Here is a 21,355-nt window from a genome sequence, read left to right on the forward strand (position 1 = left end):
CCAGTTCTTTAGAACGTGAATTTATATTGATCAAAGGAGGTTCATTTTCTTGCAGCTTATTCACTTCGCCATCCTATCACCTTTTTTACTCGCTTTTGTTGTACCTTTCCTTTACAAATATGTGAGACGTATACATACAGGATGGTTTGTTCTCATCTTGCCGATTCTTTTATTTACCTATTTCATCCAAATGTTACACATCACTTCGAATGGACGAACGCTTTTCTCACAGGCTGAATGGATTCCATCTTTAGGGATGAATTTCACTGTGTATGTCGATGGTCTCAGCCTGTTATTTGCTTTATTAATTACAGGTATCGGCTCACTAGTGGTGCTGTACAGTATTTTCTACTTATCAAAGGAAAAAGAACAGCTTGGCTCTTTCTACACGTATTTGCTCATGTTTATGACCGCGATGCTGGGTGTCGTTCTTTCTGACAACATGGTCGTTCTATACTTGTTTTGGGAGTTAACGAGTATCTCTTCCTTCCTCTTAATTGGGTATTGGTATAAGCGGGACCGCTCTAGGTATGGAGCAACAAAATCACTGCTTATTACTGTTTTTGGCGGATTAGCTATGCTTGGCGGCTTCATCCTCATTTACCTGATTACTGATTCATTCAGTATTCGTGAAGCAGTGAATCAGCTTCAGCTCATTATGGCATCACCTTACTTTATCCCTGCCATGATCCTAATCTTACTAGGTGCCTTTACGAAATCAGCGCAGTTCCCATTCTATATCTGGCTGCCTGATGCAATGGAAGCACCGACCCCTGTGAGCAGTTATCTGCATTCTGCTACGATGGTGAAAGCCGGTATTTATCTTGTTGCCCGCTTCAGTCCAATCTTTGCTATATCAGAGGTATGGTTCTGGACCATTTCCATCGTGGGACTTGTCACATTATTCTGGGGATCATTCCACGCCGTCCGGCAAAACGATTTGAAAGCCATTCTGGCCTATTCGACAGTGAGTCAGCTCGGCATGATTATGCTCATGCTTGGCGTCGGCGCAGCTGCGATTCATGAAAACAATCCTGCCTTTTTTGGCGCAGCCGTTCTTGCAGCTATTTTTCACCTCATTAACCATGCTACGTTTAAAGGCAGTCTCTTTATGGCAGCTGGTATTATCGATCATGAAACAGGAACTCGTGACATTCGGAAATTAGGCGGATTAATGACGATCATGCCGATTACCTTCACCATTACGTTAATCGGTACATTTTCAATGGCCGGATTACCGCCATTTAACGGTTTCTTAAGTAAAGAGCTATTTTTCACAAGTATGATACGGATTTCCGATATCAGCTTTACGGACGTTTCAACATGGGGTGCCATCTTCCCAGCACTCGCTTGGCTCGCTAGTGTCTTTACGTTCATTTATAGTATGATGCTCCTCTTTAAAACTTTTAGAGGCCGTCTGAATATAGACCAATTGGAGAAAAAACCGCATGAAGCACCGATCGGCATGCTCATTCCGCCCATCATTCTAGCTGCACTTGTGGTCACCTTCTTCTTTTTCCCTAATATTCTTGCCTATTCTGTCATTGAACCCGCAATTGCGGCGATCATTCCTGAAGCGATTGAAACAGGAAGCCGGTTTTCTGTAAAAATTGGAGCATGGCATGGCTTCCAGCCAGAACTCTATATGACAATAGGTGTTGTTGTACTCGGCACAATCGGCTACTTGACGCTTTCAAAATGGCGTCCTATATACAACATCTTTAAGGAAAAATGGTCATTTAACGCTTTATACGACCGCTCTCTTATCGGTTTGGAAAAAGGTTCATACCGCCTGACAAACAGTTATATGACTGGTTTTCTTCGTGACTATCTTGTCTATGTGTTTGGGTTCATGATTATCGTCATTGGCGGCGTGATGTTTTATCAGCAGGCCTTTTCATTTCAAACAGATCAGGCTGCCTCAATTGGCACGTATGAGGTGATTCTTTCACTTGTGATGGTGGCGGCGACGATTGCCACAGTATTCGCAAGCTCACGATTAACAGCTATTATTGCTCTAGGTGTCATGGGCTACACGCTGTCACTATTCTTCGTGATTTTCAGAGCACCTGACCTTGCGCTGACGCAGTTGATTATTGAAACGATTTCAGTCGCACTGTTTTTGCTTTGCTTCTATCATTTGCCGAAGCTGAGCTTAAAGCAAAAAACGAGAAGATTCAAAATGACCAATTTCATCATTTCTTTAGGTGTTGGGGTTGTTGTCACTTGTCTAGCCTTCGCTTCCACAAGTCAGCAGTCACTTGACACCATCTCAACTTACTTTATTGAAAACAGCTACAAACTTGCTGGCGGTGACAATATTGTCAATGTCATTCTTGTAGATTTCAGGGGCTTTGATACCCTTTTTGAAATTACCGTGCTCGCCATTGCGGCACTTGGTATTTATGGGTTATTAAAAACACAAGTAAAACGGAAGAGAGGTGTGCGGCGATGAGAAAGATTGATACGAATGATATGCTTTTGCAAGTCACAACAAAAATCACAGCATTCATCATCTTGCTTTTCTCCCTTCACCTATTTCTTGCAGGACATAACAATCCTGGCGGCGGATTCATTGGCGGCCTGATGAGTGCTGCGGCTGTCGTTCTTCTGCTTTTAGCCTATGATCTGAAGACAGTAAGACGCATTTTGCCATTTGACTTTATTTATGTAACTGGAGCCGGTTTGCTCGTTGCGATCCTGACAGGTATGGGATCCTTTCTTTTCGGTGCACCTTTTCTATCCCATGCATTTGATTATTTCCAATTACCGTTTTTAGGAAAAACAGAACTAGCGACAGCCGTCCTGTTTGATATCGGTGTGTATTTGGTTGTTGTCGGTGTCACCATGACCATTATTCAAATGATTGGAGAGAAGGAATAATGGAATTTCTAATGTCTATTATCGTCGGAATTATTTTTATGGCGGCGACCTATTTGATGCTGTCAAAGAGCCTTCTGCGGGTCATCGTCGGTACTGCTGTTTTGAGTCACGGCGTCCACTTGCTTCTTTTAACAATGGGCGGTTTAAAAAAAGGAGCGCCTCCCGTTCTAAAAGAGGGGCTCACATCCTATGTAGATCCATTACCACAAGCATTAATTTTAACAGCCATTGTCATTGCTTTTGGTGTGACATCCTTATTACTTGTCATGGCCTTCCGTGCCTTCCAAGAGCTGCGAACAGATGACATGGATCAAATGAGAGGAAATGATCAGCATGAATAATCTCGTGATCCTGCCTATTTTAATTCCATTACTAGCTGCTACACTGTTGATCTTTATGAATAAAAACATCATGCTGTCAAGAGTCTTTAGTGTTTTGGCATCTCTTTCAGCCATTATATGTAATGCATATTTGGTTCAAACGATTTTCACAAATGGGATACAAACCCTTTATTTGGGCGGCTGGAAAGCGCCATTTGGGATTGCCCTTGTGGCCGATCAATTTGCTGCACTCCTTGTACTGACCGCTTCCGTTGTCGGGCTTGTGACAGTCCTCTTCTCCTTTCAAACGATTGGGAAAGAAAGAGAGCGTCTCTTCTATTATTCTGGCGTGCAGTTTTTGTTAGCTGGCGTGAGCGGAGCCTTTTTAACGGGAGATATTTTCAACCTGTTTGTATTCTTTGAATTACTGCTGATGGCGTCTTATATGCTCATTGTATTAGGCGGATCAAAGCCTCAGCTTCGTGAATCACTCAAATATATTGTGTTTAATATCATCTCGTCGGCATTATTTATTGTCGGAGTCGCCTGTTTATATGCAGTGACGGGTACGCTCAATATGGCTGATTTAAGTGTGAAAATAGCTGAATCAGGGCAAACAGGGCTAATCACTGTTATTTCCATCCTGTTCCTCATTGTATTCGGCTTAAAAGCTGGGATCTTCCCGCTTTATTTCTGGCTGCCAGGATCGTATCACGCGCCGCCAGCAGCGATTTCAGCTCTATTTGGGGCTTTGCTGACAAAGGTTGGCTTATATGCGATTGCCAGAGTCTTTACATTAATTTTTATACACGATACAGGCTTCACCCATACACTCATGGCGTGGCTTGCCGCACTGACGGTGATATTCGGTGTGATAGGCTCGATCGCCTATTCTGATGTGCAGAAGATCGTGATTTATAACATTGTCACAGCTGTTGGGGTCATTTTGTTTGGATTTGCAGCCAACACACCTGCATCACTCCAAGGTGCCATTTATTATCTCATTCACGACATGGTGATCAAAGGGGCTTTATTTATGCTGGCAGGTGCCCTCTTTGTGTATGCTGGTACAAATCAACTGAAAAAAATGGGCGGACTGATTCAATCCCAGCCTCTATTAGGATGGATGTTCTTCATATCGGCTTTATCGCTTGCAGGAATTCCGCCGCTGAGTGGCTTTGTTGGAAAACTAAAAATTGTGGAAGGTGGATTTTCTGCTGGACACATGACGTTTTCTATCCTGATCTTACTGTCCAGTCTTCTTGTCCTCTACTCTATTATGAAGATTTTCATGTCCGCATTTTGGGGCGAGGAACAGGATATGCGAAGAAGAAAGCCGTCAATTAAAGGAATGGTGTACCCTGGCGTACTGCTTGTCGTCTTATCGCTTGCCATTGGGTTAGGGACAGAGTTCATTGCCCCTTATATCAATCAAGCAGCGGAAATGCTCTCTACACCAGAAAAATATATTCAAGCTGTGCTGAAGGAGTAGATGAACATGGCCTTTCAAATATTACTAAACGCACTCCTCGCCTTTACATGGATGTTTATGAATGATACATACAGAGCCGCAGACTTTGTATCAGGTTTTGCATTAGGGATGATCGCCATTTTTATGCTGCGTCGATTTTTCCCGCAGCGTTTTTACGGCTATGCCCTTTATGCGATTTTCAAGCTGATCATCATTTTTATTCGCGAGCTGCTTCTTGCCAATTTAAGTGTATTAAAGACCGTATTATCTCCAAAGCTCACGATTAAGCCCGGTATTTTCGCCTTTCGTACGGACTTGAAAACAGATTGGGAAATCACCATACTGGCAAATATGATTACATTGACACCAGGTACACTAGTGATTGATATTTCCGATGATCGGTCCATTTTATACATTCATGCGATGGATATTGAAGATGCTGAAAAAGCCATTCACGATATCCGGGTTTCATTTGAAAAAGCGATTCAGGAGGTGAGCGGTAAGTAATGGAACTCATTTTGCAAATGTCACTTGGCATTCTTGCGCTGTCTACTTTGCTTTTTGTGATACGAGTGATCAAAGGTCCCTCTATTCCTGATCGCGTGAGTGCACTTGATGCGATAGGAATCAATTTAATTGGGATGACAGCCATCGTTTCAATTTTACTGAAAACCACTGCATTCTTTGAGATTATTTTACTGCTCGGCATCCTTGCCTTTATCGGTACTGTCGCTTTTTCCAAATTCCTTGAGAAAGGGGAAGTGATTGAAAATGATCGTCATCGCTAAAGCCATCGTGATTTTCTTTATCCTGCTAGGCGCTATCCTCTGTTTAATTTCAGCCATTGGTGTCCTTCGCCTGCCGGATGTTTACACACGTATGCATGCTGCATCAAAAGCATCGACCCTTGGCGTTGTTCTGATTTTAGTAGGTGTGTTTTTTCACGAATGGTTTCTTGCAGGCGTTATTTCTGCAAAAATCCTTCTCGGGATCGTATTCATCTTCCTGACAGCACCAGTCGGCGCGCACTTGATCGGAAGAGCCGCGTACAATACTGGTGTTAAGCTCGACAAGCGCAGTGTCCAAGATGATTATGGCGGTTTCCGTAACTTTGTGATTAAGCGAAAAGAAGATTCTTATTTATAAAAAGCAAAAAAGAATGGCCTGCCATGTTGGGCCATTCTTTTTTTATCGCGCAACAGCATACAAAAAAAGCTTCCGCTGCACCGGGAGCTTTTTTATATGCGATCAATGACAGCAAGTGTGCATCTTGACGTACAGATGTGCCGGTCTCGATCATCTTTTATATCGATTTGAAATACCATTGTACGCCGTCCTACATGTACTGGAACAGCTGTCGCTGTCACCACTCCACCGCGTACAGATTTTAAATGATTGGCATTGATTTCAATACCTGAGCAAACTTGCTGCGTTAAGTCCAAATGAGCAGCAGCCCCCATGCTCGCCACTGTTTCTGCTAGAGCAGCAGATGCTCCTCCGTGCAGCAGTCCAAATGGCTGTTTTGTTCTGTGATCGACTGGCATTGTTGCAACGCATCGTGATTTATTGCACTCTACAATCTCAATGCCTAGTGCCTCAAGCAGTGTATTTGATCCGCTCACATCCATTAAGGCCCTCTCCCTTCACACGTTTACAGCACACTTTCAGACTTGGCAATTAACACCGCTTCTGTACGAGATCCAACATTCAGTTTATTAAAGATGGATGTCAAACTGTACTCAATTGACCGTTTGCTCAAATGAAGCACATCGGCAATCTCCTGGTTCGTGTATCCTTTTTCCACTTCTCTAAGAATCAAACACTCCCGTTCGGTTAAGAGCTCGTGATCAGTCTGCTGCGCCTGTTCTGGCTTTTCTTGCTGCTGTGAAATTAATTTCTTTAAATAGGACAGCTGAATGACAACTTCCCCTTGCAATGTGCGGTGTATGTATTCAATAATTTTGTCTTTCGTCTCTGTTTTACTAATTGCACCGTGTAATCCAGCCCGAATAGCCTCTTCAAAATAATCATCTACTTCATACCCTGTATAAATGATAATTTTCACTTGATGGTTGGTTTCTAAAATTTGTTTCGCAATGTCCATTCCATTGATATCCCCGAGATTTAAATCCATTAAAATCACATCATAGATGGAAAAGTCATGCGTCTTTAAAAAAGCGGCTTCTGCATCAGGACTTAAACAATCGACTGATAGCTGCTGGTCTGATTCTAATATGCTTTTTGTCCCTTCCATGACAGCCGGATGATCATCAATGACCAATATCTTCTTCATGTCTTCCTCCCTTTAAATCACTCACTTCCATTTTATATAAAAGACTTGGCTGATGCCAAGTCTTAATCCTTAATAAATCGTTACAATTCCATTTCAATTTTCACCTTGAGCCCTTTTTCCGGGGCTGTGTGAATTTGAAGCTTTCCATTTAACGCTTTCACTCTTTCTCTAATTCCCGACAGACCCATGCTCATTGTGTGCTGATCAAGATGACTGGCATCAAAACCGACTCCATCATCCTCATAGTGAAGAACAACCTGATCTTTAATACAAATCAGCATCACTAACACTTGAGTGGCTTTTGAATGCTTCAGGGCGTTGGATAACAGTTCCTGAACAATTCTGTAAATATTCAGCTGTGAATCAATATCAATGTCCAATTCTTTATCAAAGCGTGTCGTATTCAGCCTAATATGAAACGGTGCTTCCTCCTGGATTTGAGAAGTCAGCTTCGATATCGCCTTTACTAAACCTAAATCATACAGCAGCTGCGGCCGAAGCTCATGACACGTTTCTCTCGTCGTTTGAATCACTTTGGACATTTGATCATTCCATGAGATAAGCGAATTTTCAATAGATGTCGGGCATTGGTTGTTTTGGAAATTCGTTAAAAACATCTCCGACTGCCTTTTTAGTGATATCAAGTCCTGCAGCACGGAATCATGAAGATCTCTCGCTAAATCTGAACGCTGCTTTTCTTCCATAGCAAACATGATTTTCTTCAGCCAGGCAGGATTGGCCTCGCGCTGTTTCAAATCGTCAAGGTGCTCCATCAATTCTTCGATCTTGACGACATTTTCTAAACTGACACTTGTATAAAAGGCCAATGTTTTCAGCCATGAGATTTCATCGCGGGTCAATTTCGGTGTCTGTATATTGGATAAGCAGCAAATCATAAACGAGTGACCGCCCCGCTCGCCAATTTTCATCATAAACCCTTTATCAAGCTCGATGATTTTACCAACTTCACCTAAAATATCTTGAAATTGATCCACGTATTCTTTCCATAGCTTACTATCATTTGTTGACTCATCAATTTCAATAATTTGTCCATCAGCCTTCACCTCAAGCACAAAGGCTTTATTCACAACTAGCACTTCTAAAATGGTGTATTTCAAATGATACAGCACTTGATGAAGTGATGACGCCTCACGAATAAGCTGTGTAAATTTAAACACGCTGTCTTGGTAATTATACTTTTCTGAAAAACGCTTCAGACGGAAGCGGAAATCTAGAATTTCTTTGAAATAGAATACAGCCAGCATGAGTGTATAGGTGATTAATGCGAGCTTCAGTGTGTACTTCAAATCTTCTGGCTTTTGCAGAATGTAAAACGTGACAACAACAAAAACGGTCGGTGTAATGGCAAGAAACCCATAGTATTTCAGTCTGCTTATCAAAAAATCCATATTGTAAAGCTTGTTCGTCATAAATTGATACACGAGTGAAAAAGGAATGAGCAAGACAAAAGAAGTTAAGAAAAAGGGATCTACCACATAAATACGAAACAAAACATATGGAATTGCAAACAAAAAGATAAATGGACAAAATGCTATGATGTTTATCATGACAAAAAACTTTAAAACAGACCCCTGCTCTGTCTCTTTATATTTCCGCATTCCATTGATAATCACTTTGAATGACATGATAATAGAAGCGAAAAAGAATAAAAGATTTAAACTTGGCATGTATCTGGCTAACGCCGAATCAATTGGAACAAATAACTCTATTACTAGATTAATTATAGGAAGACTATATAAAAAGCGAATCGTTTTTTGAGTCGTAATATGCAGGTCAAACTCTTTGAAATATTGATAAATGAAGTGAATATAAAAGATAAATACACTTGATAAACAAAATACGATCACATAATGGCTAAATCTCTCACCAATACCTGAAGTACCTGCACTAAGATATCCGATACAAATCGTTAATAAAAATACAACTAAAAGAAATGCTGATTTTCGTTGAGCCTCTTTGTTAATTCGAATGATAAAGAAGATACAAAATAAACAAATTGAATACAGGATGAGAGGAATTATATAGACAAATAAACTCTCTTGGCCAATCAATGTCTTATTTTTTAGGGTGATCATTTGGTTGCCTCTTTGAATATCAATTCTTTGCACATTCCTAAGCTCACCATTGATCAAATGATCTTTGTTGTTAGCAGGTTCCCCATTGATTTTAAGTATAATATCTCCTTCTTCTAATCCTGATGTGTAGGCTAAAGAAAGATATTCAACTTTGACAACTTCTGCTTGACCGTTCTTGTTCTCCGCTACACGTGCTCCATTAAAAATATCAAATACATAAATATATGAAACATAGATCACAAATAAAAAAGACAGAAAAACCAAAAAAGCAGATAGTTTCGTATAAGTTATCTTCATGTATAAAACATCCTTAACTGGAGAACTTTTAAATCATTTTTAAATGAATAGTATCATTTATAGTACCATATATAATCTGCAGACATTTGCCCTTTTTTAATCCCCTGAATGATTGCTTGCATGGTTTGCTCATCTGTGTGAATTAAACTTGCATTCCCTAAGTCCAATTCATTCACAACACCAGGATTTTTGACTAAATATGCAATAACATTTTGAATGTTCAATCATTGCCCTCCTTTGTCATAAATGCACATAATTGTTCCTTCTTCTTCCCAGGTAAATCAAGTTGTTCCATTCCACGCTTCATTTTTAACAGCATAATCTCTCTCATCGATACCATGTACTGAGTCAAACCAGCTTCAAGTAACTTCTGCTTCAATTGAAACGGCTTTTGCTCTGACTCTTCCAGCCGGTTAGAAAAGAAGGAAAGAAGCTCTTGACTGGCATCGTTAAAACGTCTTTGTAAATAACTGAATGCCAGTGTTTGTTTTTTTTGAAAATCTCCGTTTGATTTTGAAAATAACGCAAAAAAATCGTTACTGATCTGTTCAGCAACACCATAATATATCGAATAAGATTCCACAGTAGCGTTTATTTTTCCTGTCGCTAAATAAACACCCAGTACGCTAGAAAGAGCTGTTAAAGATCCTGATTTTTTCCTTAAAACCTCTACACACTCTTCTTCTGTTCCATGCAAATGTCGCAAATCCTCGTGCTGACCTTCCATTGACATTTTGATGAAATGGAACAGTTTCTCTACTAGTTGAGAATTATTTTCACATATTGACGTGATGAATTGAATACTCACCGTATACAAATACGTAGAAGCATTGATGGCCACTCCTTGGTCGACGTTCATCCAAGGATACGAATCATTGTCCTGATCTTCAATATCATCTAATATATCGGCAGATAAGATGAGAAGTTCAATCCCTGCTGCCAGTTTTGTAATCGCTTGCTTGTCTTGTCCGTCAAATGCCTCATAATGCTGATAAGCTAATTGACCAAGAGGAAATTCTTTTTTTCTATCTGTAAATTTCAAAAGCAGCTTTTGTAAATCATTCTGCCTGACTGCATGTTGAATAAAATCAGACATATTCTGCTTGATTTTTGTATTCTCTAGATAGTTTAGCATACTCGATCTTGTACCTCACCCTTCCGCCTTTTATTTTACTAAAAAGACATGAGCAAATGTCCACTGACATCACTATTTAACAATTATATAATAATATATCCTTTTTTTGTATGTATTTGGATAAAAAAAAGACTTGATGATTATCAAGTCTTTAAGAAATTTTCACATATTCATATTTGTCGTATTGATCAATGCTTTTGTTAATGTTATGAAGAGAAGCCGTTGTTTCTCTGATTTCGTTTTCAAGTTTCCATAATAATTGTTTAAGTTCTTCGATTTCATACTTTTCCATCGATTCCACTCTCCTTTTTTGGAAGATCAATGTATTTGTGTATGGTGATTGGGTCATAAGTATTTGATCTGTTACTAACAGTGTAAATGTAATTGAGTATTTTTTCACCGAAAAGTATGCACAAAACGTGTGCGCGATACCGCAAAATTCAATAGGTCTTTTTTCATCATTTTCTGACTTTTCAAATCATACTTTTATCTCAATTTCAAAGGAATTGCGTCATTTTTGCGACAGGAATAGGCATCATTCGTCACACTTCTCTCCCGGTAGAACGTACGATCCCCTCTGTATCTTCGGTTTTGCGTGTCATAGGTCAGACGACAGATGCTATTGTGGACACCGCAATTTTTTGGCGACATTCACCGAAATTGACCGCAAAAGTACCTATTTTTATGCTGGAATTACAAAGATAGAAAGATCATTTTGATTCTTTATTCTGATTTTCTACATACATTTAGAACAGATATCCGTCCAATTTCACGTCAATGAGAGAAGAGGTGACCATGTGTTTTACTATGTTCCTTATCCTGCTTTGCAGGTTCCCGCAATGAGCCGCGCATACCCGCCGCGCACGCCAATGACTTTTCCTCCAGTAGATGCCCACTCATTTCAACGAGCCGCAAAAGAATCAGCCCGCCTCGTTGCTGATGCTTCACTCATCACACAGCAAATTTCCAGCTCCCTTCCGTTTGCGCAGCGCATCATGGAGGCTGCTGAGCGCTCTGATTCAACAAGTGTCATCCGAATGCTGAAGCAAATCGGTGTGAAAAGCGGCATTGATATCCGCTTTAGTCCAGAAGGGATTCGAATCTACTTGTCTCTTGCCTCCAGCAGACTTTTCCTTCTTTTAAAGTGGGCATGACAAAGAAAAAGCCGCTCTCACGCGAGCGGCTTTTCTTAAGATTCAAACATTTTATGGCACCATTCAATGGCTTCTATATAACAGCCATAGGCTTCCTGTTTCGGGAGATTTCCATCTAACATCTCATCATCCCATTCATTTCGTTCAATACGTTTGGCCACACCTAGTACAAAAGAATAATCATTTTCATAGCCAAGCAGTGCCTCACCAACTTCATCAGAAAGCGGCAGTTCCTTCACAAGTTCTGTGATATCTGCCCTGACAAGCGTATCAATCAGAGAAAACATACCTGTCAGCATATAAGAGGCGGGGTGCTCTCGTTCAGTACGAGAAGCAATCAGTTCACACGTTTTGGCACGAATGAATGACATTTTGATGATTTCTTTTTGGCTTGAATTAGCTTGGACATTCAGTTCTTTAAATGAAAGGATAAAGATCCAGCGCCGAATTTCATTAAACCCAAGCAGGATAATCGCCTGCCGGATACTTTTAATTTGATAAAGACGTCTCATGCCGCCTGAATTCAGCATTTTTAATAATTGATATGATAGCGAAAGGTCACTTTCAATAAAATGGGTCACGGTCTGGATATTCGGCTGGTCCTTGCTTAACTCATTTAAAAGCTGATGGTACGCATGGAAGCTGGTCGATAATGCTCGTCCCGATATCACATGCGGCTCACTAAAGAAATACCCTTGAAACAAGTGGAAGCCCGCTTCAAGCGCCTCTTCATATTCTCTTCTCGTTTCTACCTTTTCTGCTAGGAATCGAAGGCGATACTTTTTATACGAATGCAGAATATCTCTTCGTTCTTGCGTTGTGGTTTTCAGAAAGTCAATTTTTAAAATATCTATGCAGTAGAGGAGTTCCTCAAGCAGCTTGTCACTATAATGTGTTCCGTTTAGGAAGAAATCATCGAGTGCAATCGTATATCCCCATTTCTTTAACTGCTTACATCTCATAATAAGTGCCGGGGTAATCGGTACATTTTCTAATATCTCGATCACAAGCTGATGCGGATCAAAATAGGTGAGCAGATCAGATGAAAGCAAGCTTTCGGTGAAATTAATGTAGCATCGTTTTCCTTCTGTCAGTGTTTCGATGCCGATATTTAGAAAACTGTTGATAATGAGGTCCGTTGTCGCTTGATCACCGTCTTCAGCGCTATATGTATTGGTTTCACTATCTCTATAAAGCAGCTCATATGATACGACTTGTTCTTTTCTGTTAAAAATAGGCTGTCTCGCAACAAACACCCTCAACTGCTCCAATCCTCCTTTATGCCATGACAAACAAGATGTGCTTTCAGTATACCAAATGATTGCACTTTTAGTTCAATTTCAATCGGTCAAAATAAAAAAAAGAGACCACCTGGCTTGATGGTCTCCCTTTCTTTAAATCATTCGCTTTCATAAAGCTCTTTTTTGATTTTATTTTTCACATCATGGATAAACTGCATTTTATTATCCCAGCATTTTTGACTCAAATCGACTGGATATTCTTCTGGTTTGCTGATTCGTTTGTATTCCTCCCAGAAGAGTCCAAGACTGTCCTGCACGTAGGCTTGAATCGTTTGAATATCTGGATTGTCATAGACAAGTTTTCCTTGATCAAAAATCGGGACGTGAAGATCTTTCGCCACAAAGTTTGTCACGAATTTACTAATAAACGTATGCACAGGATGGAACATTTTTAGTTTGTCCTCACTATGAACATCTTCCTCTTCAAGTGCAATGTAGTCGCCCTCAGAATGATGATTCAATTGATTGATAATCCGGTACACACGTTTACGGCCTGGTGTTGTCACTTTCTCTGGGTTGGATGAAATTTTGATGGTATCATTCATTTTGCCGTTTTCTTCAATGGACACCAGCTTATATACTGCACCGAGGGCTGGCTGATCGAATGCTGTGATCAGTTTTGTCCCAACACCCCACACATCAATTTTGGCGCCCTGTGCCTTTAAATTCATAATGGTGTGTTCATCAAGATCGCTTGATGCAATGACTTTAGCATCATGGAAACCTGCTTCATCAAGCATTGTTCTAGCTTTTTTAGACAAGTATGCAAGGTCTCCGCTATCAAGTCTGACACCAATGAAGTTGATTTTATCTCCAAATTCTTTCGCTACCTTAATCGCATTCGGAATACCTGATCTGACGGTATCATACGTATCGACTAAAAAGACGCAGTCTGTATGTGTTTCAGCATATTTTTTAAATGCCGTATATTCATCGCGGTATGCTTGTACAAGTGCGTGGGCATGTGTTCCTGATACTGGTATGTTGAAGCGTTTCCCAGCACGAACATTACTTGTCGCCTGAAAGCCGCCGATGAGTGCCGCTCTTGCTCCCCACATCGCTGCATCCATTTCATGCGCACGTCTTGTTCCGAATTCTAATGCTGTCTCATCTTCTATGATTCCTTTAATCCGGGCCGCTTTTGTTGCAATCAGCGTCTGGAAATTCACGATATTGAGCAATGCCGTTTCGATTAACTGAGCTTCAACAAGCGTTGCTTCGATGCGCATAATCGGTTCATTCGCAAAGACAATTTCCCCTTCTCGCATTGAATGAAGTGTACCTGTAAAGGACAATCCGCTTAAATAGTCAATGAAATCGCTTTTATAACCGAGTTCATCTTTTAAATACGCCAGATCGCTTTCGGTGAAGGAAAAGTCCGATAAATATTCAATCGCTTTCTCTAAGCCAGCAAATACAGCGAAGCCATTGTCAAATGGAAGCTTTCTAAAGAAGAGTTCAAAGACTGCCTTCTTCTCATGAATGCCGTCTCTCCAATACGTTTCTGCCATGTTAATTTGATAAAGATCTGTATGTAGTGATAAACTGTCGTCATTAAACCGATGCTCCAACTTCCATTCTCCTTCCCTTACTTAACCACTTTCGCACCAAGCGACTGCTCAAAGTGAGAAAGTGCCCACTCGTGCCCCGCTTCATTAAAACTCGCCACAGCATTTTGGTGAATCACAAGTTCGAAGCCTTTATTGTACGCATCAACAGCTGTATGAAGTACACAAATATCGGTACATACGCCGGCTAAGTGAAGTTCCTTGATGCCGCGCTCGCGCAGTTTCATTTCTAATTGAGTGCCTGCAAAAGCAGAGTATCTTGTTTTTTCCATATAGTAGACATGTTTTAAATGTTTTGACGTGTGAAATAGTGAACTTAGTTGTCCATAAAGTTCAATACCCTCTGTTCCGCGAATATTATGGGGCGGAAATAACTTTGTTTCTGGATGATAAGGGTCCTCTTCTTCATGATGATCGACAGCAAAGACGACAAAGTGGCCTTCATCAATAAATGAAGAAGTGATTTCTGTGATCTTAGACTCAATCGCCTGCCCAGGCTTTCCGCATGTCAGTTTTCCATCGTCTGCAACAAAATCAACTGTATAATCTATACAAATCAACGCTTTGCCCATCCGCATCTCTCCCATATGCTCTTTTGAATCATTATAGCTTATTCATTTCACTAGGGAAACCTATTCAACAGATTCATGAGAAAAAGCTTTTTGAAACAGCTCATCCTCTATATAGATATGCTCCTGATTGACCGCATCAGGCATCTCTATGACAAGACCAAAAGGAGAGTGCGCCTCGTGATGATTCACCACTTTAAAGGAACATCCAGCGGCATTTGCCATTTTGACATATTGAGAATAAGAAGCATAGGAAAGTTCACCATTTAATAGAACTGTGGCCTGGCGATTGGCCTTCAATATTTGTTCGACCTCTTGATATGGTTTATTTCTTGATACCTGTCCCTTTGTCAGGGCGAGAAGCGCTCGTTCCCTTAATGAACCAAGAAACATTCTTCGTTCATCGGGTTTTGTTTCAGCATGTCCAAATATCCCTTGCTGCAAATAAAAGTCTACGGATTCTTCTTTCATCGCTGTGTTCACTCCTGGTTTCTAAATTTACATTTCTGTAACCCAGTGCACAATCTTGAGTGCGAGGTCACGGGCTTCGTCTGTTTCTACTCTTTCCATTAAGGATTGTTCAAGCGTATGGATGAGCTGCTCCTTTTCGTCCTCATACGCAATGGAAATACTCCATTCAATGTCAGGTACGGCTACAAGCGTTTTATATTCTTTTTTATTTTCATGTAAATATACATTGTAGGTCTTTGGTTGTCCGCTTGTGATGTGTGCTTTTCTAATTTTCATTTGACTCAGTTCACACCTCTTTTTTCTTCTTACATCCATATCCATTGTACCATAAAAAAAGACAGCTTCTGAAAAGGAATTCCCTTTCAAAGCTGGCTATGCATTAAAGCTCTTTTGCTGGCTGATCAGGTCTATATCCCACATAAACGTAACGTTTGGACTGCTAAAAAATTGGACAAAGTCCCCTGCATTATAGGTACCTGATCCACCGGCGGAGTGATCGACACTTTTTGGCGAAATGGCAAAAACATCACCGAAATGTGCAGAACCATTTCCAATCACACGGTCAATATGAATAGGCCCAACAATCGCTGGCATCTTTCCACCACCTTTTCTCCCCACATCATATGCCCAGCTCAAAAATACGTGTATGAAAAATAAAAAAGACAGCTGATCTGTGAGTATCAGCTGCCTTTCTATGCGTTAAATGATTGAGGCTGGCCAAACAATGTAAAGTCCCAAAGCATCGTGGCATTCGGATCACTCGTAAGTGACATATAATCACCTGAATTAAAGGCTCCCGCACCGCCAGTAGAGTGGTCGACAGCCAAAGGGGCAATGGCCAGGACATCACCGAAAGTAGCTGCACCGTTTCCTCCTAACGACTCGATATGAATAGGTCCAACGATTGCAGGCATCAGAATCTCCCCCTATCTGCTTATCTCAATCATCTTATGCAAGAAGGGAAAAAGTGTGCATCTGTCCTAGACGTTTAAATGCTGTTCTTTGCGAGATCGCTGACGCAGCTGCACCAATCTGACAATATTCAAGGTGATGGCTTTGAGCAGTGCATAGACAGGGACCGCAAAAATCATGCCAAGGATTCCGCCAAAGCTTCCTGCCCCAATTAATAGCAGGATGATGGTCAAAGGATGTGTGTTGAGGCGTTTCCCAATGATCAATGGAGAAATGACATTTCCGTCAATTTGCTGAACGACAAGAATGACAATGACTGTCACCACCGCTTTTCCAGGCGAATCAAGAAACGCAATAAGCACAGCTGGTGCCGCGCCAAGATATGGCCCAAGGTACGGAATCACATTTGTGACCGCAATGATAATGCCGAGAATGAGCGCATATTTCACACCGATTAATAAGTATCCGATAAAACAAGCCACTCCAACAAATAAACAGACAACAATCTGCCCTTGTATGTAAGCTGCAAGCGTATCGTTTAATTCTTTAAAGATTTTCAATCCTTCCTTACGGTAAGGCATTGGCAAAAATTGAACGAGCTTGTCCGGAAACTTATGTCCGTCTTTCAACATATAAAACAAAATGAACGGAACTGTGATCACAGCTAAAGCAATATTGGCAATCACACCAAACACAGCAGACATGCTTGAAGCAATATTTTCCGGCAAACCTTTTAATGTCGAAACAATTGTCTGTTCAAACTTCGAGACGGAGACATAATCTTGGTTCATCATCCAAGTAAATGTTTTAGAATGCGAGAAGTCGTTGATAAATTTCTGCATATCCGTCACATAACCAGGGAAGCTTTTGACAAGTCCACCAACCTGCGTGACAATAACCGGTCCCGCAGCATTCACAATGAACGTGATGAGTCCGATGAACAAAAGATAAATGATCAGGATAGCAAGTGTCCTAGGAATTTTCCTGGACAAAAATCGAACAATTGGATTAAAGATGAAAAAGAGAATTCCAGCCAGCAAGATGGGAACAAACAAGGTAGATGCAAATAAAATAATCGGCTGAAATAAAAACGAAACCTTTGTAGATACATAAACAATGAGTAAAACAAGTAATATTTGGAATGTCCAAAAATGAACTTTAGATTTTAACAAAGATGCTCCTCCTGTTACGTATTGATCTTATTAAAAAACTACTATTCCACCCACCTTCTGTCAACTGCTTCTTGTTTTAGAACCTTATTTTTTGTAAAAAAAAGAACAATTGGTATATCATGCACTTTTTCCAGATATACATTCTATAAGCGTGAAAAAAGCAGACACCTTTGCGTCTGCTTGTTACACTCTTTCACTGTGATCAGGCATCACCGATACAATTTGCTGGATCCGCACATAAAAAACTGATTTTGTCCCCGCCTCAATGACAATATGATCCGGCATGACTTCCTTCAATTTTCCGCGCACTGTATCTTTCACTGTTTGAACAATCAATCTCATACCGATCACTTTCTGCAATGTTTGATAAACATATGGATCAACTAATGAAACAAGCTGCGGACTTCCTTGTTGTGCCATCCTACCTGCCCCTTTACTTGTGTATTTACCCACATCGTATGCAATGACCCATGTGAATGTCACTCAGGGCAAACCTACAACTCAAATACCATATTTTAACATTTTATTTAATCTTACATCTTTTGGAAGTATAATAGATTGGTGCTGCCAACAACTTAAATCATTTGAAGAGGTGAATGATCTTGAAAAAACTCATCTGTCTCGCTGCTGTCATGCTCTTTTTTTCCTTTGCAAGTTATGCGTATGCAGGATCAATTGGAGATGAACCTGGGACACCAGGAAAGTGGTTTAAAGGAGAAGAGCCGGTTCAAAAAGACGAGTCAAAACCACCACTTGTTTTTGTTCACGGCATTAACAGCTCCTCCTCCACATGGTTCGACCGAAACGACATGGCAAAGCAAGCTGTTCTGAACGGATACGAAAGCGCATTCATAGATTTGTATCCAGATCAGGATACGAAAAAGAATGGCAAACTATTAGCAGAAAAGTTAAAAGAAATCTATGATGTGTTCGGTCGAAAACTTATTGTGATTGGTCATAGTAAAGGCGGGGTGGATACACAGTCCGCACTCGTGTATCACGATGCCCATCCATATGTAGAGAAGGTCATCACACTCGGCTCCCCTCATTACGGGACGCCGCTGGCAGATTTAGCGTATAGCAAGGGCGGAAGCTGGCTCGCAGAAATTCTTGGACAAAAAAGCGACGCGCTCTATTCTTTGCAAACGGGGCTCATGGCGGCTTTTCGAAGTGAAACCGACAAGCTGGAGAAGTTTCCTCAAAAATACATCACGTATTCGGGATCGGAATGGGGAACATTTGGCGGGATGCTGTATTTAGGCGGCATGTATTTAAAGAGCTTTGGTGCAAATGATGGCGCCGTCACGGTAAGCAGCACAAGACTATCATATGCAAACAATATTTTAACAGGGAAATGGGATCACAACTCCATTAAAAACGGCACAAGCATGTTCCCTGTGTTTCAGCATCAGCTACTGGCAAATGCCGCAAGCGCTGAAAAAGAAAATATAGAGAGCCCGAACTCTACTGAGCTGAATACAGATGTTTATGTGAAAGGCGGGGAAAGTGAAAAGGATAAAACAGAAGCGTTCTATGTAGAGGAAGGAACGAATGGCTTATCGATTCAGTGGTTAAATGAAAGGCATGAGGCGCGGCCAGAAATCATCGCCCCAAATGGAGACGTCTTAACAAATCTGAAGACATCGGAAGCATCTTTCCCATATGAAGGCGCATTTTCGCACCATGTGCAAATCAATAAACCCGTTCCTGGAAAATGGACGATTCGATCAAATTCAGGAAAAAAGGCTCCTTATTTGCTGCTCGTATCCTTTGATTCACCATTAAATGACGAAATCAAAGCAGAGGCAGCGAAATCAGGGGATGATGCATCGACCCATTCAAGCGGTCTGATTAAACGATTAAGCAAGAAAGTCGAAACCTTTTACTTTAAGGATGCCCAAAAAGATCATCCACTCAAAACAACTGCTTCATCCGCTGTTCAATTGAAAAAAGAAGGTGCTTATTCTGTCACGGTTCATTACACCGGACTCACTGCATCAGGTACATCAGCATTTAACCGTACCGTTATTCGCACATTGTATGTCGATCAGCATGGAAATATTCATGGAGACATTCCATACTAAACAGAGCGTTTCATGGGCTGAAGTGCCTGCTGCACTTTCTGATCCAATTCCGTGATTTTTTTCATTGCAAGTGATTCGTCTATTTGTCTGTAATGGTGATGTCCGCCAGGCTCTTCATCCATTTCATCTGCCTTCTTGACGATTTGCTGAAGTGTGTCCTTATGAAGGTCGCCCTCTGGCAAATATGAATCTGTATGAAGCAGAATCGCAAGCGCAATATCTTTGGCTGCCTTTGGTTCCTCACCGAGGCGTATGAGCAGTTTGTGAGCCCGCTCTGCGCCTTTAATGGCATGAATATCATTCCGTCTATATGTCTCGTAATCCCATTCTCCGCCAGCTGTATACCATTCATAGTGGCCGATGTCATGCAAGAGGGCTGCTTTCACAGCGAGATCTGGATTAATCCCAGCCTGCACCGCCAGTTTGAATGCGTGATAAGCACAAGCAATCGCATGGGCTTTTCCTGAACGATTTAAATATTTTTGAGCGACTGGATGGGTGTAAACATCCATTAATGTAACCTTTCTCATGGAAACCCCTCCTTATCTATATTTTTAGCATCCTAACATATTCTGAAAAGAAACTCAAATGTTCTGTTATATTTTCTATGAGTCTCAAGAACAGCTTATGTCAAATGAGCTGTTTTTGCTTGTACAATACGAAAAAAGCAGTCACTATGACTGCTTTTTTTCTCCTTTTTAGCGTGATATGAAAACCCTTGAAGTCTAGGAAGACCGAGTACTGGCGCGGAGCGAATTTGAGATTCGTGAGCACCGGCACCGAGGCCTGACACAGAATGCGAGGGTTTTTCTTCACGCTGCAGCAGTCGTTATGACTGCTTTTTCACATACTCACGTGCATCGTAGACACATCCGCCAGCTGGATCATCCGCTAAAAGATCGAGCAAAATACCTGCGACTTCATCTGGGCTCTTCAGCGTGCCTGTTTCATATAATTGCTGAAAACGGTCTATTTGTTCAAAGTCTTGTTTTGATGACTTCCGAATTTCCCCCTGCATATCTGTATCGATCGTGCCGGGTGAAAAGGAAAACGTGTTGATCGGATGCGCCTCGTCCTGTTGTTCCTCATGAAAAGTCCTCATAAACATGTCGAGTCCTGCCTTTGAACTGCAATACGCACTCCAGCCTTTATATGGGTTTTTCGCCGCTCCAGAAGAAAGATGAACGATCGTTTTCTTTCCGTTAAATGATTGAGTCTGCTTAGCAAACATATGGCTCAGTAAAACAGGAATAACAAGATTCAGCTTGTAATGCTGATGAAGCGTATCCTGTCCGCCTTGTCCAACGCGCTTGATAGGTGTGACCATTCCTGCATTGTTGACAAGTAAGATGTCATCAGCATCTGCCAGAGTTTGCGGCGTGAGACTATCTTGAATCCATTTGGCCGCTGCTTCTTCATCGGTCAGATCAACCTGGGTATGTGTAAGCTTCGGATGGGATATCGGCGATGCACTTCTTGCTGCTGTGTACACATGATCCCCGCGTGAAAGCAGCCTGTTCACAAGTGCTAAGCCAAAGCCTTTTGATCCGCCTGTAACGATTGAAATTCGAATGACAATCTCCTCCCTTGATATCACTATTTTACGTAGTGAAACGGTATGACATCAAG

General features: G+C 41.1%; 26 protein-coding genes. 9 read left to right on the forward strand and 17 right to left on the reverse strand.

From position 1 onward, the window contains the following. Positions 1-49 precede the first annotated feature (49 nt). Genes NSS65_RS15225 through mnhG form a run of 7 tightly spaced genes read left to right on the forward strand, consistent with a single transcriptional unit; the run spans position 50 to position 5,820 of the window. Entirely contained in the window at positions 50-2,455 is a 2,406-nt protein-coding gene (locus tag NSS65_RS15225) for a Na+/H+ antiporter subunit A (protein WP_326135322.1), read from the forward strand. Continuing rightward, a complete protein-coding gene (locus NSS65_RS15230; RefSeq protein WP_024423315.1) occupies positions 2,452-2,883 on the forward strand; it encodes a Na(+)/H(+) antiporter subunit B in 432 nt (143 codons plus the stop codon). The genes NSS65_RS15225 and NSS65_RS15230 overlap by 4 nt, the downstream gene beginning before the upstream one ends. Further along, positions 2,883-3,224, forward strand: a complete 342-nt coding sequence (locus NSS65_RS15235) for a Na(+)/H(+) antiporter subunit C (protein ID WP_024423316.1) — start codon at positions 2,883-2,885, stop codon at positions 3,222-3,224. Before NSS65_RS15230 ends, NSS65_RS15235 begins: the two co-directional genes overlap by 1 nt. Further along, the gene (locus NSS65_RS15240) at positions 3,217-4,695 is read left to right on the forward strand and encodes a Na+/H+ antiporter subunit D (protein ID WP_070325967.1); all 1,479 of its coding nucleotides are present in this window, start codon (positions 3,217-3,219) and stop codon (positions 4,693-4,695) included. Before NSS65_RS15235 ends, NSS65_RS15240 begins: the two co-directional genes overlap by 8 nt. A gap of 6 nt (positions 4,696-4,701) precedes the next feature. Beyond that, positions 4,702-5,181: a Na+/H+ antiporter subunit E gene (locus NSS65_RS15245; protein WP_024425941.1), complete on the forward strand. Its 480-nt coding sequence runs from the start codon at positions 4,702-4,704 to the stop codon at positions 5,179-5,181. Then, positions 5,181-5,462, forward strand: coding sequence for a Na(+)/H(+) antiporter subunit F1 (locus NSS65_RS15250; RefSeq protein WP_024425942.1), 282 nt, complete (start codon positions 5,181-5,183; stop codon positions 5,460-5,462). The genes NSS65_RS15245 and NSS65_RS15250 overlap by 1 nt, the downstream gene beginning before the upstream one ends. After that, on the forward strand, positions 5,446-5,820 hold the full coding sequence (gene mnhG / locus NSS65_RS15255; protein WP_024423320.1) for a monovalent cation/H(+) antiporter subunit G: 375 nt from the start codon (positions 5,446-5,448) through the stop codon (positions 5,818-5,820). The genes NSS65_RS15250 and mnhG overlap by 17 nt, the downstream gene beginning before the upstream one ends. Before the next feature lie 92 nt (positions 5,821-5,912). On the opposite strand, the gene NSS65_RS15260 is transcribed toward mnhG, so the two are convergent. From NSS65_RS15260 to degQ, 6 genes are all read right to left on the reverse strand, one after another. Then, complete coding sequence (locus NSS65_RS15260; protein ID WP_034282564.1) at positions 5,913-6,302, reverse strand: hotdog fold thioesterase; 390 nt, start codon at positions 6,300-6,302, stop codon at positions 5,913-5,915. A 23-nt stretch (positions 6,303-6,325) separates the two neighbouring features. Then, positions 6,326-6,967, reverse strand: coding sequence for a response regulator transcription factor (locus NSS65_RS15265; protein WP_034282566.1), 642 nt, complete (start codon positions 6,965-6,967; stop codon positions 6,326-6,328). Positions 6,968-7,047: 80 nt separating this feature from the next. Further along, positions 7,048-9,360 (reverse strand): ATP-binding protein, encoded by a 2,313-nt coding sequence (locus NSS65_RS15270; protein WP_034282568.1) that lies wholly within the window; start codon positions 9,358-9,360, stop codon positions 7,048-7,050. Positions 9,361-9,413: 53 nt separating this feature from the next. Further along, positions 9,414-9,584 carry a competence pheromone ComX gene (comX, locus tag NSS65_RS15275; protein WP_073207246.1) on the reverse strand — a complete coding sequence of 57 codons (171 nt, stop codon included), beginning with the start codon at positions 9,582-9,584 and terminating at the stop codon, positions 9,414-9,416. Further along, a complete protein-coding gene (locus NSS65_RS15280) occupies positions 9,581-10,495 on the reverse strand; it encodes a polyprenyl synthetase family protein (RefSeq protein ID WP_176967247.1) in 915 nt (304 codons plus the stop codon). The genes comX and NSS65_RS15280 overlap by 4 nt, the downstream gene beginning before the upstream one ends. 151 nt (positions 10,496-10,646) lie before the next feature. Then, entirely contained in the window at positions 10,647-10,787 is a 141-nt protein-coding gene (gene degQ / locus NSS65_RS15285; protein ID WP_003213123.1) for a degradation enzyme regulation protein DegQ, read from the reverse strand. A 505-nt stretch (positions 10,788-11,292) separates the two neighbouring features. On the opposite strand from degQ, the gene NSS65_RS15290 reads away from it, so the two are divergent. Continuing rightward, the gene (locus tag NSS65_RS15290) at positions 11,293-11,649 is read left to right on the forward strand and encodes a hypothetical protein (RefSeq protein ID WP_041115816.1); all 357 of its coding nucleotides are present in this window, start codon (positions 11,293-11,295) and stop codon (positions 11,647-11,649) included. A gap of 35 nt (positions 11,650-11,684) precedes the next feature. Here NSS65_RS15290 and NSS65_RS15295 read toward each other — a convergent pair whose 3' ends face one another. From NSS65_RS15295 to NSS65_RS15335, 9 genes are all read right to left on the reverse strand, one after another. Next, positions 11,685-12,911 (reverse strand): HDOD domain-containing protein, encoded by a 1,227-nt coding sequence (locus NSS65_RS15295; RefSeq protein ID WP_024423326.1) that lies wholly within the window; start codon positions 12,909-12,911, stop codon positions 11,685-11,687. A gap of 137 nt (positions 12,912-13,048) precedes the next feature. Then, entirely contained in the window at positions 13,049-14,521 is a 1,473-nt protein-coding gene (locus NSS65_RS15300; protein WP_041115814.1) for a nicotinate phosphoribosyltransferase, read from the reverse strand. 17 nt (positions 14,522-14,538) lie between these two features. After that, positions 14,539-15,090 (reverse strand): isochorismatase family cysteine hydrolase, encoded by a 552-nt coding sequence (locus tag NSS65_RS15305; RefSeq protein WP_065215227.1) that lies wholly within the window; start codon positions 15,088-15,090, stop codon positions 14,539-14,541. A gap of 60 nt (positions 15,091-15,150) precedes the next feature. Next, a complete protein-coding gene (locus tag NSS65_RS15310; RefSeq protein ID WP_034282575.1) occupies positions 15,151-15,558 on the reverse strand; it encodes a YueI family protein in 408 nt (135 codons plus the stop codon). A 27-nt stretch (positions 15,559-15,585) separates the two neighbouring features. After that, positions 15,586-15,834 (reverse strand): YueH family protein, encoded by a 249-nt coding sequence (locus tag NSS65_RS15315; protein ID WP_024423330.1) that lies wholly within the window; start codon positions 15,832-15,834, stop codon positions 15,586-15,588. A 96-nt stretch (positions 15,835-15,930) separates the two neighbouring features. Further along, positions 15,931-16,152 (reverse strand): spore germination protein, encoded by a 222-nt coding sequence (locus NSS65_RS15320; protein ID WP_024425952.1) that lies wholly within the window; start codon positions 16,150-16,152, stop codon positions 15,931-15,933. 98 nt (positions 16,153-16,250) lie between these two features. Further along, positions 16,251-16,472, reverse strand: coding sequence for a spore germination protein (locus NSS65_RS15325; protein ID WP_003213446.1), 222 nt, complete (start codon positions 16,470-16,472; stop codon positions 16,251-16,253). Between the two features lie 66 nt (positions 16,473-16,538). Further along, on the reverse strand, positions 16,539-17,642 hold the full coding sequence (locus tag NSS65_RS15330) for an AI-2E family transporter (protein ID WP_034282578.1): 1,104 nt from the start codon (positions 17,640-17,642) through the stop codon (positions 16,539-16,541). A gap of 183 nt (positions 17,643-17,825) precedes the next feature. Beyond that, complete coding sequence (locus NSS65_RS15335; protein WP_034282580.1) at positions 17,826-18,062, reverse strand: YuzF family protein; 237 nt, start codon at positions 18,060-18,062, stop codon at positions 17,826-17,828. A 176-nt stretch (positions 18,063-18,238) separates the two neighbouring features. Between NSS65_RS15335 and NSS65_RS15340 the strand changes: the two genes are divergently transcribed. Further along, a complete protein-coding gene (locus tag NSS65_RS15340) occupies positions 18,239-19,726 on the forward strand; it encodes an alpha/beta hydrolase (protein WP_255290996.1) in 1,488 nt (495 codons plus the stop codon). Here the strand turns inward: NSS65_RS15340 and NSS65_RS15345 are convergent. Continuing rightward, the gene (locus NSS65_RS15345) at positions 19,723-20,256 is read right to left on the reverse strand and encodes an HD domain-containing protein (RefSeq protein ID WP_024423336.1); all 534 of its coding nucleotides are present in this window, start codon (positions 20,254-20,256) and stop codon (positions 19,723-19,725) included. The genes NSS65_RS15340 and NSS65_RS15345 overlap by 4 nt on opposite strands. Before the next feature lie 299 nt (positions 20,257-20,555). Further along, positions 20,556-21,299 (reverse strand): (S)-benzoin forming benzil reductase, encoded by a 744-nt coding sequence (locus tag NSS65_RS15350; RefSeq protein ID WP_326135350.1) that lies wholly within the window; start codon positions 21,297-21,299, stop codon positions 20,556-20,558. Between the last annotated feature and the right edge of the window lie 56 nt (positions 21,300-21,355).

The sequence above is a fragment of the Bacillus sp. FSL K6-1006 genome (assembly GCF_038593175.1).
Classification (GTDB): Bacteria; Bacillota; Bacilli; order Bacillales; family Bacillaceae; genus Bacillus; species Bacillus safensis.